The 14958-nt window shown below is 62.3% G+C and carries 11 protein-coding genes; 7 read left to right on the forward strand and 4 right to left on the reverse strand.

The genetic code is table 11. The features are described from left to right. From dnaA to gyrB, 4 genes are all read left to right on the forward strand, one after another. On the forward strand, window positions 1-1335 hold the full coding sequence (gene dnaA / locus IC757_RS00005) for a chromosomal replication initiator protein DnaA (RefSeq protein ID WP_190975385.1): 1335 nt from the start codon (window positions 1-3) through the stop codon (window positions 1333-1335). Window positions 1336-1567: 232 nt separating this feature from the next. Further along, a complete protein-coding gene (gene dnaN / locus IC757_RS00010; protein ID WP_190975386.1) occupies window positions 1568-2665 on the forward strand; it encodes a DNA polymerase III subunit beta in 1098 nt (365 codons plus the stop codon). Between the two features lie 21 nt (window positions 2666-2686). Beyond that, window positions 2687-3742, forward strand: a complete 1056-nt coding sequence (recF, locus tag IC757_RS00015) for a DNA replication/repair protein RecF (RefSeq protein ID WP_190975387.1) — start codon at window positions 2687-2689, stop codon at window positions 3740-3742. Between the two features lie 64 nt (window positions 3743-3806). Continuing rightward, on the forward strand, window positions 3807-6197 hold the full coding sequence (gene gyrB / locus IC757_RS00020) for a DNA topoisomerase (ATP-hydrolyzing) subunit B (RefSeq protein ID WP_190975388.1): 2391 nt from the start codon (window positions 3807-3809) through the stop codon (window positions 6195-6197). A 27-nt stretch (window positions 6198-6224) separates the two neighbouring features. On the opposite strand, the gene IC757_RS00025 is transcribed toward gyrB, so the two are convergent. Genes IC757_RS00025 through glyQ form a run of 3 tightly spaced genes read right to left on the reverse strand, consistent with a single transcriptional unit; the run spans window position 6225 to window position 9681 of the window. Next, window positions 6225-6707, reverse strand: coding sequence for a hypothetical protein (locus tag IC757_RS00025; protein WP_190975389.1), 483 nt, complete (start codon window positions 6705-6707; stop codon window positions 6225-6227). Between the two features lie 5 nt (window positions 6708-6712). After that, window positions 6713-8788 (reverse strand): glycine--tRNA ligase subunit beta, encoded by a 2076-nt coding sequence (gene glyS, locus IC757_RS00030; RefSeq protein WP_190975390.1) that lies wholly within the window; start codon window positions 8786-8788, stop codon window positions 6713-6715. After that, on the reverse strand, window positions 8785-9681 hold the full coding sequence (gene glyQ / locus IC757_RS00035; protein WP_223846178.1) for a glycine--tRNA ligase subunit alpha: 897 nt from the start codon (window positions 9679-9681) through the stop codon (window positions 8785-8787). The genes glyS and glyQ overlap by 4 nt, the downstream gene beginning before the upstream one ends. Before the next feature lie 106 nt (window positions 9682-9787). Between glyQ and IC757_RS00040 the strand changes: the two genes are divergently transcribed. The 3 genes from IC757_RS00040 to IC757_RS00050 are packed head-to-tail and all read left to right on the forward strand — an operon-like array spanning window position 9788 to window position 12976. After that, a complete protein-coding gene (locus IC757_RS00040; RefSeq protein WP_190975391.1) occupies window positions 9788-10546 on the forward strand; it encodes a glutamine amidotransferase in 759 nt (252 codons plus the stop codon). Window positions 10547-10553: 7 nt separating this feature from the next. Next, a complete protein-coding gene (locus IC757_RS00045; RefSeq protein WP_190975392.1) occupies window positions 10554-12089 on the forward strand; it encodes a thymidine phosphorylase family protein in 1536 nt (511 codons plus the stop codon). A 2-nt stretch (window positions 12090-12091) separates the two neighbouring features. Then, the gene (locus IC757_RS00050) at window positions 12092-12976 is read left to right on the forward strand and encodes a ribose-phosphate pyrophosphokinase (RefSeq protein WP_190975393.1); all 885 of its coding nucleotides are present in this window, start codon (window positions 12092-12094) and stop codon (window positions 12974-12976) included. Window positions 12977-13094: 118 nt separating this feature from the next. Here IC757_RS00050 and IC757_RS00055 read toward each other — a convergent pair whose 3' ends face one another. Continuing rightward, on the reverse strand, window positions 13095-14945 hold the full coding sequence (locus tag IC757_RS00055) for a DUF11 domain-containing protein (protein WP_190975394.1): 1851 nt from the start codon (window positions 14943-14945) through the stop codon (window positions 13095-13097). Between the last annotated feature and the right edge of the window lie 13 nt (window positions 14946-14958).

Consider the following 14958-nt stretch of genomic DNA (forward strand, 5'->3'; position numbering starts at 1 on the left):
ATGAGCGGCCAGCAGCAACAAGACGAACTCGCCGAGCTCTGGCAGCAGTGCCTCGAGCGACTCGAGCGCCACGTCCCGCTCGAAGAACTCAACACCTGGATTCGCCCCCTGCAGTTGGTCAATGGCAATGGCCACCGGGTTCGTCTCAACGCACCCAACGACCTGGTGCGTGAACAGGTGCGAACCCACTACCTGGACATGGTGCGCGATTTCTTCGCGCACCACGGCATTGACCGCGACCAGGTCGTGATCGATGTCGGTGGGCAGGCACAGCGTAGCCGCGGCACGACCACCGGGCCGGCCCACAATGGGGGCGCTTTCGGCCTGGATGACCGCTACGATTTCGACAACTTTGTGCTCGGCAAGTCCAACGAGCTGGCCTTCGCCGCAGCCCAGCAGGTCGCCAGCAGCCCGGGCACGGCCTACAACCCGCTGCTGCTCTACGGCAGCACCGGCCTGGGCAAGACCCACCTGCTGCACGCCGCCGGCCAGTACATTGCCCGCACCAATCCGGAAGCGCGGGTGATGTACCTGCATTCGGAGAAGTTCGTCAGCGAAATGATCCAGTCGCTCAGGCGCAACAGCATCGATGCCTTCAAGCGCCGCTATCGCTCGGTCGACACGCTGCTGATCGATGACATCCAGTTCTTTGCCGGCAAGGATCGGACGCAGGAAGAGTTTTTTCATACCTTCAACGCCCTGCTCGAATCGCGCCAGCAGATCATCCTGACCTGCGATCGCTACCCCAAGGAGGTCGACGGCATCGAGGCCCGGCTACGGTCCCGTTTCGGCTGGGGCCTGACGGTGTCGATCGAACCGCCGGATTTCGAGACCCGGGTGGCCATCCTGCAGAAGAAGGCCATGGAACGCGGGCTGGAGCTGGAAGAATCGGTGGCCTTCCTGGTGGCCCGGCGGATCCGGTCGCACGTGCGTGACCTGGAAGGCGCACTCAACTCGCTGATCGCCAATGCACGTTTTTCGGGACGGACCATCGACGAGGAATACACCCGCGAGATCCTGCGCGATGTGCTCGCCGTACATGACCGGCTGATCACCATCGAGAACATCCAGAAGGTGGTGGCCGACTTTTACCAATTACGGGTCGCCGACCTGTTGTCGCGCCGCCGCAGCCGCTCGATTGCCCGACCACGGCAGATGGCCATGTTCCTGGCCAAGGAGCTGACCGAGCATTCACTGCCCGAGATCGGTAACGCTTTCGGTGGCCGTGACCATACGACAGTGCTGCATGCCTGTCGTAAAATCCAGAGTCTGTGCGAAGCTGATGGGCGCCTGCGTGAGGAACGCGCCCGGCTGACCCGGGAATTATCCAGTTAAAAAACGGTGGATGAGCTGTGGACAAAAAGAACGGGGCATGTTATCCACAGACCACCCACAGGAAGAGCGCAGTGTCCGTACACTGGTAAATATTTTGCAAGTAGTTGAAAAATAATGAGAAATAGGGTTTTCAACAGAGTACACACGGCCTGTTGCTACTGATGTTTCTTTCTTTATAAACAAAAACAGAAACAGGGGCCCCGGCCCTGTCGGCTTGTTTGAAGGAGCAGCCATGAAGTTCTCGATTCCGCGTGAAACGTTGCTGGCACCGATCGCACAAGTGGTCAATGTAGTGGAGCGTCGGCAAACCCTGCCGGTGTTGGCCAACTTTCTGATTGAGGCGGTGGATGAGGGTCTGCGCATCACCGGTACCGACATGGAAGTGGAGGTTGTCGCCCGGGCACCTGCCGAGGTGGCCCAGGCAGGCAGTATCACCGTGCCGGCGCGCAAGCTGGTCGATATCTGCCGGGCACTGCCGGAAGGCGTGCAGATCAATGCCCAGCTCAACGACGACAAGCTGGCATTGCATGCCGGACGCAGTCGCTTCACCCTGTCGACCCTGCCGGCAACCGAGTTTCCATCCAGCGACCAGGCCGAATCTGAAGTCAGTTACGAGATGAACCAGGGCCGCTTCCGCTGGCTGCTGGAAAAGACCGCCTTTGCCATGGCGCAGCAGGATGTTCGTCACTATCTCAATGGTCTGCTCATGGAGTTTCGCGAAGGGCAGCTGCGTGCGGTGGCGACCGATGGCCACCGCCTGGCACTGGCCGAAACCGATGCCGATATCAGCGGGGAGATGCGCAGCGTGATCGTGCCTCGCAAGGGCGTCATGGAGTTGACCCGTATTCTCGAGGATATCGACGAGCCGCTGAAGGTGACGCTGGGTCAGGGCTTTCTGCGGGTCGACCGCGAACGCGTAGTCATGACCACCAAGCTGATCGACGGCCGCTTTCCCGATTACGAGGCCGTGATTCCGCTGACCAGCGAGAAGCCCTTACAGGCCGATCGCGGAGAATTGACCCAGGCCCTGCAGCGCGCGGCGATTCTGTCGAACGAGAAGTATCGTGGTGTGCGACTGGAGATGCTGCCCGACACCCTGCGTATCGTGGCTCACAACCCGCAGCAGGAGGAAGCGACCGAGGAGATCGAGGCCGAGCACGAGTTCGACCAGCTCAAGGTCGGGTTCAACGTGAACTATCTGCTCGACGCCCTGGGGGCCATGTCGGGCGAGAAGGTCGCAATCTCCCTGAAGGATGCCAACAGTTCCTGCCTGGTGACCGACACCGATACCGAAGCGGTGCGCCAGGTCGTCATGCCGCTCAAGCTCTGATCCCGTCCGGGCCCCGGTGGCTTGAGTATCGAGTGGCTCAGCCTGCGCGGGTTGCGGAATCTCGCACCCGTCGAACTGCTGCCCACGCCGGGGCTGAATTGGCTGCAAGGCCCGAATGGCGCAGGCAAGACCAGTGTGCTCGAGGGCATTTTTCTGCTCGCCAGGGGGCGGTCCTTTCGTACGGCGAACATTTCCGGATTGATTCAGCACGGTGCCGAGGCAGTGTCGGTCGTCGCTCGACGACGCGATGGCTGTCGGCTGGGGATCGAGCGGCAGGTCCGGCAGTGGCGCGGTCGCATCGATGGGCGAGATTGTCAGAAAGTCAGCGAGTTCGCGGCCCGATTGCCGCTGGTGCTGGTCGAACCGGACAGCCATCGCCTGGTCGACGGAGCACCCCGCCAGCGTCGGCAGTACCTGGATTGGCTGTTGTTCCACGTGGAACATGGGTACCTGCTGGCGTGGCAGCGCTTCGCCCGCGTTCTGCGCCAGCGCAATGCGGCGCTGAAAGCGGGAGGCGACGATGCAGTGCTGGATGCCCTGGAACCGGAGTTTCTCTCGACCGCGGCGGAGCTTAATCGTTTGCGCCGTCGGCAGGCTGACGCCGTGGCCGGGGAAGTCGAAACCCTGGTGCAGACACTGGGGTTCGCTCTTCCCGGGCGGCTCGACTTTCGCTATCGTCCCGGACATCCGGCCGATTCCAGCCTGGAGCGGATCGTGGCTAAACGACGAAACCGCGACCGGGAACGCGGATTCAGTCAGCATGGTCCCCATCGCGCCGACCTGGTTATTCACTGCGACGGCCATCCGGCTGCCACGGAGCTATCGCGCGGGCAGCAGAAGCTGCTGGCGATGTCCATGCAATTGGCCGGCTTGCGCTTGCTGGCCGAGAAGGCCGATTGGCCGCCCATGCTGCTACTCGACGACCCCGTATCCGAGCTCGATGCCCGGCACCTGGCCCGCTTGCTGGACTGGCTGGAGCAAGCCGAGTTGCAAAGCTGGGTGACGGCGACCGCCGGTGGCCGAGATACGGCCACCATGTTCCACGTGGAACAGGGGCGTATTCGGCCAGTGGTATAATGATGGGATATGTGCCCGCTGTGGCGGGCTGACTTGTGCACCACCTTTCGGGAAGCAAATCCAAATGGCGCAGGACAGCTACGGTTCAACCAGCATCAAGGTTCTCAAGGGCCTGGATGCCGTTCGAAAACGACCCGGGATGTACATCGGCGATACCGATGACGGCACCGGCCTGCATCACATGGTCTTCGAGGTCGTTGACAACTCCATCGACGAAGCCCTGGCTGGGCACTGCGACCGGATCCGCGTGATTCTGCATGGCGACGGCGCGGTCAGCGTCAGCGACAACGGTCGCGGTATTCCGGTGGATCAGCACGAGGAAGAAGGCCGGTCGGCCGCCGAGGTCATCATGACCGTGCTGCACGCCGGCGGCAAGTTCGATGACGACTCCTACAAGGTTTCCGGTGGTCTGCATGGTGTCGGCGTGTCGGTGGTCAACGCACTCTCCGAGCACCTGGAGCTGGTCATACACCGTCAGGGCAAGCGCTGGTACCAGGGCTATCGCAACGGCGTGCCCGAGGCGCCGCTGAATTCGACCGGCGACAGCGATCAGAGCGGCACGGAGATCCGCTTCCTGCCCAGCCGCGAGACTTTTTCCGACACCGAGTTTCACTACGATGTGCTGGCCCGCCGCCTGCGCGAGCTGAGTTTTCTCAACTCCGGCGTCAATATCGAGCTGATCGACGAGCGCAGCGGCAAGCGCGATCGCTTCTGCTACGAAGGCGGCATCCGTTCCTTCGTGCAGCACCTCAGCGAAAAGAAGAGCCCGCTGCACACCACCACCCTGCACTTCCAGCAGGAGCTGGAGGGCATTACCGTCGAGGCCGCCCTGCAGTGGACTGATGCTTACCAGGAATCAGTGTTCTGTTTTACCAACACGATTCCGCAGCGCGATGGCGGCACGCACCTGGCGGGATTCCGTGCGGCACTGACGCGAACGCTGAATCATTACATCGACGAGTACGGTCTGGGCGGCAAGAATCGCGTCCAGACTACCGGTGACGATTGTCGCGAAGGCCTGATCGCCGTGCTGTCGGTCAAGGTGCCGGACCCGAAGTTCTCGTCGCAGACCAAGGACAAGCTGGTGTCATCGGACGTGAAGCCGGTGGTGGAGTCGGCCCTGGCCGAGAATCTGCGCGATTTCCTGCTCGAGCATCCCAACGAGGCCAAGGTGATCGTGGGCAAGGTGCTGGAAGCTGCCCGTGCCCGCGAAGCGGCCCGCAAGGCCCGCGACATGACCCGTCGCAAGGGCGTACTGGATATCGCCGGCCTGCCCGGAAAACTGGCCGACTGTCAGGAAAAGGATCCAGCACTGTCCGAGCTGTTCATCGTCGAGGGTGACTCGGCCGGCGGATCGGCCAAGCAGGGTCGCAACCGCAAGTACCAGGCCATCCTGCCGTTGAAGGGCAAGATCCTCAACGTCGAGAAGGCCCGATTCGACAAGATGCTGGGCTCGGCCGAGGTTGGCACCCTGATTACCGCCCTGGGCACCGGCATCGGCAAGGACGAGTTTGACCTCGAAAAGCTGCGATACCACCGCATCATCATCATGACCGATGCCGACGTCGACGGTTCGCACATTCGTACGCTGCTGCTGACCTTCTTCTACCGCCAGATGCCGGAGTTGATCGAGCGGGGCCATGTCTATATTGCCCAGCCGCCACTGTTCAAGATCAAGCAGGGCAAGCAGGAGTGGTATCTCAAGGACGAGGCGGAGCTCAACAACTATCTGCTGGAACGTGCCCTGGACGGGGCCCGACTGTTTCCCAGTGCCGACGCGCCTGCCATCGAGGCCGGAGTGTTCGCCGGACTGATGCGTGATTTCCAGCAGGCCCGCCAGGTCGCCGAACGCCTGAAGCTGCGTTACGATGTGGATGTTGTGGAACAACTTATTGATTTTGAACAGTTTTTAATGGAAGAGGACTTTGCCTTTCAGCCCTGGGCCGAAGGCTTCACGGCGCGCCTGGATCAGGCCACTCCGGCCGGAGTGCGCTGGGAGATCAAGCCGCTGACTGGCGGTGGCGTGGTGATTTCGCGCTTTGCCCAGGGCGTGGTTCAGGACACGGTGTTCGATGCGACTTTCTTCCACTCGCCTGAATACGCGCAACTGGCCCGGGTGGGCCGGGCCGTGGCCGGCATGTTCGAAGAAGGCGCGCGCGTCGAACGCGGCAACCAGGCGCACCCGGTCACCCGCTTTGCCGAGGTGTTCGACTGGCTCATGAACGAGTCGCGCAAGGGTCGCAGTTTCCAGCGCTTCAAAGGTCTGGGTGAAATGAACCCCGAGCAGTTGTGGGACACCACCGTCAACCCGGAAACCCGGCGACTGCTCAAGGTCACCATCGAGGATGCGGTGGCCGCCGACGAGATCTTCGCCACGCTGATGGGCAACGAGGTCGAGCCGCGCCGGGATTTCATCGAGTCCAACGCCCTGCAGGCGGCCAATCTGGATATCTGACCCAGGCCGATTGGCCCGGCCGGGTATTCAGTGCCGTTGCCGGGCCGACTTCAGTGCGGCTTTGAAGCTGGAGTAGTGCGGGCACTCGGGCCCGTTGCCCGGCCCCACGGCCAGAGCTTGGCCACCAATTTCTACTATTCCTTGCAAAATGGTCTGTTCACAACCGATCATTACAAGATCGGAGCTTTTACAGGCATATCTCTGCGAGATGCGGTTGAGCTGTTTTTCCAGATCGGGACGCCGGGAAAACAGGCTGGCTGCCAGATAACAGATGCCGTCGAGCTCCGCGCCGGAACGGCTGAAGCGTCGATGCAGTTCCTTCTGTATGGCCAGATCCTGGTCCACCGAGTTGCGCGTGGGGCGCCAGCGCCGGGGGCGTGGCGCGATCAGCAACACCCGACGTCCGGCGCGCTGAAAATCGATGAGTGCGTCGATTGCCCCGCCGGCCGGCTGCTCACCGGCCAGCAGCAGTGTGCGTTCGATCAGCACCGGGGCGGGGATTCTGGCCATGGTCCTCAGCGTCCCAGACGCGCCACGTCGGCGATATCGGCAAACAGTCGCTGCAGTGCATCGAGCAGGGCCAGTCGATTGTTGCGGATGGCCTCGTCGTCGGTCATGACCATGACATCGTCAAAGAAGCGGTCCACCGGCTCGCGCAGTTCGGCCAGTTCGGCCAGTGCCACCGGGTAGTCCTGCTGCTTGAGGTGGCCGTCCAGTCGCTCGCGCGTCTGTTCCATGGCTTCATAGAGCGCGCGCTCCTGTTCGTCTTCGAGCAACTTCGGGTCAATGCCGTTCAGGCTGACGGATGCATTCTGCTTGAGCAGATTGCTGGCCCGCTTGTTGGCGGCAATTAGGCTGGCCACCGCCGGGTTGTTGGCAAAGGTCTGCACGGCTCGGGCCCTGGCCATGAAGTCGGCAATGGAGCCGGTGCGACCGGCCGCCACGGCATGTACGGTATTGGTTTCGATGCCTTCCTCGGCCGCCCAGGGCCGCAACCGATCGAAGATAAAGACCTCGATCTCGTCACCCAGGCCATCGGCAATTTCGAGCTGCCCGGAAAACCCGGCCAGACCGGCATCGACCAGGTCGCGCAGCGATGCCGGATAGCCACTGGCGTCGAGCATGCGCAGCACACCCAGTGCGGCCCGGCGCAGCGCGAAGGGATCCTTGCCGCCACGCGGCTTCTGACCGGCGGCAAACACCCCGCAGAGGGTGTCGAGCCGATCGGCCAGCGCCACGGCCATGCCGTCTGCCGATTCCGGCAGGCGATCGCCGGCCTGGCGCGGCAGGTAGTGCTGCTCGATGGCATCGGCGACGGCTTCGGGTTCGCCATCGGCCAGTGCGTAGTGCCGCCCCATGACACCCTGCAGTTCGGGAAATTCGCCCACCATCTCGGTGACCAGGTCACACTTGCTCAGCAGCGCGGCGCGTTCTACCGTGGCCGGGTCGGCGTCCAGGCCTTCGGCCAGCTGTTGTGCCAGATCGATCATGCGCCTGACCTTGTCGCCGATGCTGCCCAGTTTTTCCTGAAAAAGAATCTGGTCAAGCCGGCCGACCTTGTCGGCCAGGCGTTCGCGCCGGTCCTGGTTCCAGAAAAAGCGCGCATCGGCCAGTCGCGGATGAATGACACGTTCAAAGCCCGCGCTCATGGCTTCGACATCCCGGCTTTCGATGTTGGCCACGGCAATAAAGCAGGGCGCCAGCGCCCCGTCGGATGAGCGCAGGGCAAAGCATTTCTGGTGCTGCTCCATGGAAGAGACCAGGGCTTCTTCCGGCACCTCCAGGAAGTCGCGATCGAAATGACCCATGATCGCCACCGGCCATTCGCACAACCCGGCGACCTCGTCGAGCAGTGCCTGGTCAACCAGCGCTTCGAGTTGTGCCTGGCTCGCCAGTTCGCGGACCTGATGCTCGATGCGCTCGTGGCGGCTGGCCGGATCCACCAGCACATGAGCCGCTTCGAGCACCCGCTCGTAATCATCGGCGTCGGCCACGCTGTGGGGACCGGGCGAATGAATTCGATGACCCCGCGTCAGTGGCTCGGCCTGCAGGCCGAAATGTTCGAGCTTGACGGGTTGGTCCCCATGCAGTGCCAGCAGCCAGCGGACCGGTCTCAGAAAGCGCTCCTCGCGATCCGACCAGCGCATGGAACGGGCCCCGGCCATGTCGGCGATGGTGCGGGCAAACATCCCGGGCAGCAGTTCAGCCAACGCCTGGCCCGGTTGTTCCACCCGTGCAAACAGCCAGCGGCCCTGCTCATTCTCGACCGTTTCCAGGGATTCCACGGTCTGCCCCACACTGCGGGCGAAACCTTCGGCCGCCCGGGTCGGCTTGCCGTCCTCGTCGTAGGCGACATCAAGTGATGGCCCCTTGCGCTCCAGCACCCGGTCGGCCTGGCGATCGCTCACTTCCGGAATGCGTATCGCCAGGCGACGTGGCGTTCCAAAGCGCTCGATGCGGTCGGTTTCGGCAATCAACCCGGCTTCGAGCAACTGCTTGCCCAGTCCGTCGGCCAGCAGTGACAGTTGCCGGTTGATCTGGCGCGCCGGCAATTCCTCGCATCCGATCTCGATCAGCAGGCTGGCCTTCATGCCGCCACCTCCCCTTGCTTGACACCCGGAAAACCAAGCGCTTCGCGCCGGGCATAGTAGGCTTCGGCCACGCGCCGCGAGATATCGCGCACGCGCAGGATGTAGCGCTGACGTTCCGTCACCGAGATGGCCTGACGCGCATCGAGCAGGTTGAAGGTATGCGATGCCTTGAGCACCTGATCGTAGGCTGGCAGCGGCAGATCCGCCTCGACCAGGCGGACGGCCTGTTCGTAGCAGGTATCGAACCAGGAAAACAGGCTGTCGGTGTCGGCCAGCTCGAAGTTGTAGGTCGACTGCTCGACTTCGTTCTGATGAAACACATCGCGATAGGTCACCGGCCCGTGCGGTCCCTCGGTCCACACCAGGTCAAAGACACTTTCAACCCCCTGCAGATACATCGCCAGGCGTTCCAGGCCGTAGGTGATCTCGCCCATCACCGGCTTGCAGGGCAGTCCGCCGGCCTGTTGGAAATACGTGAACTGGGTGACTTCCATGCCATTGAGCCACACTTCCCAGCCCAGTCCCCAGGCACCGAGCGTCGGCGATTCCCAGTTGTCTTCGACAAAGCGGATGTCGTGCACGCCGGGATCGATGCCCACGGCATCGAGCGAACCGAGGTAGAGCTCCTGAAAGTTCAGCGGCGAGGGCTTCATGACCACCTGGTACTGGTAATAGTGCTGCAGACGGTTGGGGTTCTCGCCATAACGACCGTCGGTGGGACGACGGCAGGGTTGAATATAGGCGGAGTTCCAGGGCTCGGGTCCGATGGCACGCAGGAAGGTGGCCGGATGGAAGGTGCCGGCGCCGACTTCGAGATCGAGTGGCGCGGTCAGCACGCATCCCTGGTCGGACCAGTAACGGTCGAGAGTGCGAATGAAGTCCTGAAAATTCACGTTGTCAGCCGGTATCAAAAACTCAAGCCCACCAGTATACCTGCAAGGTCGGTGAGGGCGAATGGATGTGCCGATGGCACGGCACGAACCTGCAATACTGACTATCATGAAGCGCATGTCTGATACTCCCCTTTTCCTGATCATCAAGACCGGCTCGGCACCGGAGTCGATTCGTCGCCAGCATGGTGATTTCGATGCCTGGTTTCGACGTGCGCTGGGTCCCGACTGGTTTCGCTACCGGACCATTCAGGTCGATCGCGGGGAAGTCCTACCCGACCCCGATCACCCCGATGCCCCGGCGGGCATCCTGGTTACCGGCTCGCCGGCCATGCTTTCGTCCCGCCCGGCCTGGTCGGAACGCGCTGCCCGCTGGCTGGCCGAAATGCATGTCCGCCGGTTCCCCATCCTGGGCGTGTGCTATGGCCACCAGCTCCTGGCCTATGCGCTGGGCGGCGGGGTGGGACCGAATCCCAACGGTCGCCGGATGGGCAGTTTTCCCATCAGCCTGCTGGCCAGCGATGACCTCGTCACCCTGGCCGATGATGGGCAGTCGGTGCAGGTTACCCATTCCGAAGTCGTACTCGACCCGCCACCGGATGCGCAGATCCTGGCCGAAACCCCCGGCGATCCACACCACATGCTGAAATTCGGCCCGCGTAGCTGGGGCGTGCAATTCCATCCCGAGTTTGATCCCGAGATCATGCGCGCCTATATCCGCGAGCGCCGCCAGCTACTCATTGATGAGGGTCAGGATCCGGAGCGGTTGCTTGGCCGGGTGCAAGCGGCGCCCCTGGGCGCGTCCCTGCTGCAACGATTTGCCAGGACCTGCCTGCTGCCGGAAAGACTCGCCGAACCACAGGCTTGAGGTCTCGATGAGCGATCAGCCCACCGACCCGTCGGCAGCAAACGTCGAGAGCAGCAGCAACAATCTTCGTGCGCGGCGCGTGGCCCTGGACACGCATGACCAGGTGGTTGCCATCACCCACCGCGATTGTCCGGTCTGCCGCTCGGAGGGGTTTTCGGCGCATGCGCGTGTCCGCCTGCAGGCCGGTAACCGCCGGGTCATTGCCACCCTTTACCAGATCGATTCCGATCTCCTGGCAGATGACGAAATCGCCCTGTCGGAATCGGCCTGGCAGCGGCTGCAGATTGCCGAAGGCGATTCGGTGCATATTGCGCATCCGCAACCGCTGGATTCTCTGGGGCTGGTGCGTGGCCGGATTTACGGCAACCGGCTGGGCCGCGGCGAAATGCACCAGATTATCGCCGATATTTCAGCCGGTCGCTACGCCGACATCCACCTGGCCATGTTCATCACGGCCATGGGCGCGATTCCGCCAAATGACGAGGAACTCGTTCATCTTACCGAGGCCATGGTCAATGCCGGCGATCGACTGGAATGGGGACGCGACATCATTGCCGACAAGCATTGCGTGGGCGGCCTGCCGGGAAACCGCACCACGCCACTGGTGGTGGCCATTGCCGCGGCCTGCGGGCTGTGGATGCCGAAGACCTCCTCGAGAGCCATTACCTCGCCGGCGGGTACGGCCGATACCATGGAAACGCTGGCCCCGGTCGATCTCGATCTCGATCAGATGCGACGCGTCATCGAAGCCCAGGGTGGCTGCGTGGCATGGGGAGGTGCCGTGCGCCTGAGTCCGGTCGATGACATGCTCATTCGAGTCGCCCGCCTGATGGACATAGACGCCGAAGGGCAGATGGTGGCCTCGGTGCTGTCAAAGAAGGTGGCTGCAGGCGCCACCCACCTGGTCATTGATATTCCGGTGGGTCCGACGGCCAAGGTCAGAAGCCAGAGCGAAGCCGAACAACTCTCGGCCCGCATGAAATCGGTGGCCGATGCATTTGGCTTGAAACTTTCAGTACTGCTCACCGATGGCAGCGAACCGATCGGCCGCGGCATCGGTCCGGCCCTGGAGGCGTTCGACGTGTTGTCGGTGTTGCACAACGAGGCCGATCAACCCATGGACCTGCGCCGTCGCGCCGTCCATCTGGCCGGTGCCCTGCTTGAATTGACCGGGGTGGCCGAAACAGGTGCGGGAGAAGCCCTGGCCGAATCGGTCCTGGCCGACGGCCGCGCGGCCGAACGCTTTGCCGCCATCTGCGATGCACAGGGTGGACATCGGACGCCACCTCGCGCTGCCCGCACGCTTGATATCCAAACCGAAAGCGATGGTGAGGTGGTTTCCATCGACAACCGGCGACTGGCCCGCGTGGCCAAGCTGGCCGGCGCGCCCGGCGCCCCGGCCGCCGGACTGGTGCTGCATGTCAAGCTGGGCCAACACGTCGAGCCCGGCATGCCGCTCTACACGATTCACGCTGAAACCCTGGGAGAGCTCAACTATGCTCACGAGTACGCCCAGACCAACGGCATCATCCGGATAGCCTGACCATGTCTGAATTGCTGATCATGCCCCTTCCGGGCAACGAAGACCTTGCCGAGCGTCTGGCCAGAAACCTCTCTGCCGAGATGGCCCCGCTGGAATACCGGCGCTTTCCCGATGGCGAAAGCTACCTCCGGCTGCATGCCGATCCGACCGGCAAGACAGTGGTTGCCGTTGCCACGCTCAATGCACCGGATGACAAGATTCCGGCCGTGCTGTTTGCAGCCGATCTGGCGCGCGACCTGGGCGCCAGTCGAGTCGGACTGGTCGCACCCTACCTGGCTTACATGCGACAGGACCAGCGTTTTTCCCCGGGCGAAGCGCTGACATCAAGAACATTCGCCCAATGGATCTCGGCCCACTTCGACTGGCTGATGACCGTGGACCCGCATCTGCATCGATATGCCAGCCTCGATGAACTCTACACGCTGAAAGGAGAGGTTGTCGCGGCCGCGCCTGCCCTGGCTCGATGGGTTGCCGAGGAGGTGGACGATCCGGTGCTCATCGGTCCGGACGGGGAAAGCGAACAGTGGGTTCGCGAGGTTGCCGCCCTGCAAGACCTGCCCTGGCGGGTGTTTACCAAGAAGCGTTATGGCGACCGCGACGTGCGCATGCACCTGCCCGACCTGACCGGGCTGCAGCAACACACTCCCGTGCTGATCGACGACATTATTTCCTCGGGCACGACCATGGCCCGGGCCACCCGGCACCTGGTCGAAAACGGATTTCGCCCTCCCCTGGCCGTCGGCGTACACGGGCTCTTTGCCGACGGTGCCCGCGACAGCATGCTCGAGGCCGGCATTTCCCGAATCGTCTGCACCAATACTGTCGACACCCCAGAATCGGTCATCGACCTGTCCCGCGACCTGGCTTCAAGGTTGAGAGACCTTTAAACCAACTGGCGGGCCCTTGCTTCAGGGTCCCCCCAATCCAAGTGAATGCAGGATATCGCTGCTCTCCCGGTTCACGGGAGAGCAGCGACCTTGTCTATTGCTGGCTGTTCAAAAGCCCTCAGCCCTGTCGCACAGCCAGATGCCGCAGCATCAGCCAGCCACTGGCGAGCATCAGCAACATGAACAGCATCAATCCAAGTGTGCTGAGAATCGGTACCGGAATCGCCGGCAGAGCCTGCACGGGTATCTGGTGATCATCGCTGATCTCTGGCAGATCAGTCGAGCCATCGACCGATCCGGTTGCCGTCGCGACATTGTCGACGCCACCGGCGTGCTGATCCGACTCGCTGACGGTGTAGGTGCCGACCAGCACGCATTCACCGCCGGGCTCGACATTGCTGCACTCGATCGACGAAGGCGTTGTGATGGGATCATCTACCCGAACGGTCTGCAAGGTCACGTTGCCGCTATTGGTCGCGGTGACGGTGTAAGTCAGCACGCTGCCGACCTCAACAGGGTCCGGTGCGTCACTCAACTCCTTCACAATGGCCAGGGATGAGTCCTGGTCCAGATCAGTGACCAGGGTGTCTTCCTCCTCGCCGGTTTCGTCGGAATTGGCCGTGGCCGTGTTGGAGATTGCGCCACTATCCACATCATCCTGAATGACGCTGTATTCACCGATCAGGGTACAACTGTCACCTGGAAGCAGTGTGGCACAGGGGCTGCTGCCACCGGTCACGCTGATCATGGGATCACTGACCACGACATTGTTCAGGGTGACGTTTCCGGTGTTGGTCGCGGCGATGGTGTAAGTCAATACACTGCCGACCTCGATCGGATCGGGCGCATCACTCAACTCCTTCACGATGGCAAGCGATGGGTCCTGGTCCAGATCAGTGACCAGGGTGTCTTCCTCCTCGCCGGTTTCGTCGGAATTGGCCGTGGCCGTGTTGGAGATTGCGCCACTATCCACATCATCCTGAATGACGCTGTATTCGCCGATCAGGGTACAACTGTCACCCGGAAGCAGTGTGGCACAGGGGCTGCTGCCACCGGTCACGCTGATCATGGGATCACTGACCACGACATTGTTCAGGGTGACGTTTCCAGTGTTGGTCGCGGCGATGGTGTAAGTCAATACACTGCCGACCTCGACCGGATCGGGCGCGGACGACAGGATCTTGTTTACATCCAGCTCCGGGCTCGCTGTCGGACCACTGGCCGTTGCCGAGTCCTGGTCGGAAAACTCATCATCGTTGTCCGCCGTTGCGGTCACCGTCGCGGTATTGGTAAAACTGCCCGCATCGACGTCGGCCTGTTCGACCGTGTAGGCCCCGTCACAGCTCAGCGTCTGGCCAGGCGACAGTGTTGCCGGCATGCTCGGACTGCAGTTGGAAAGCACGGCATCGGGATCAACGATGCTGACATCATGGAGCGTGGCACTTCCGGTATTGGTCGCGACCAGTGAGTACAGGATGCTGTCTCCTGCCTCGGCATAGGGGTCGCCACTTTCGATGGTCTTGGTGAGCGCAATGGCAGGGTCGGCCACTTCCGTTTCCACTTCTGCCTGACCTTCGAATTCCAGTTCGGTCAAGGTCTCGGCGATATGCGTGACCACCGCCAGGTTCTCCACCGTGGCACCGTACATCGAATCATCATCATCGATCTGCACCTGGAACCGGACGCCGCCGGTTTCACCCCCAGGAATGAGGCCGCCATTGTTTTCGTCGGCCCCGTCCCCGAGCCGGAAGATGACCTGGTTCGCCACGGCGTCGAATTCCGCCAGGTCGTCACCGGCTGCATCACTTTGCGGACCGGTTGGTGCACCGCTGGCGTTGTCGATGATCTCCAGCGAGTCGGGCACATAGGTCGTGCCGGCCGGTATCTGATCCGTGACGACCACCAGGTCGGCACCGTCGTTGCCCGCATTCTCGAAGGTGATGGTGTACTCAATGATATCGCCGGGCATCAGGTCCCCGCCA

The sequence above is a fragment of the Wenzhouxiangella sp. AB-CW3 genome (assembly GCF_014725735.1).
Lineage (GTDB): Bacteria > Pseudomonadota > Gammaproteobacteria > Xanthomonadales > Wenzhouxiangellaceae > Wenzhouxiangella.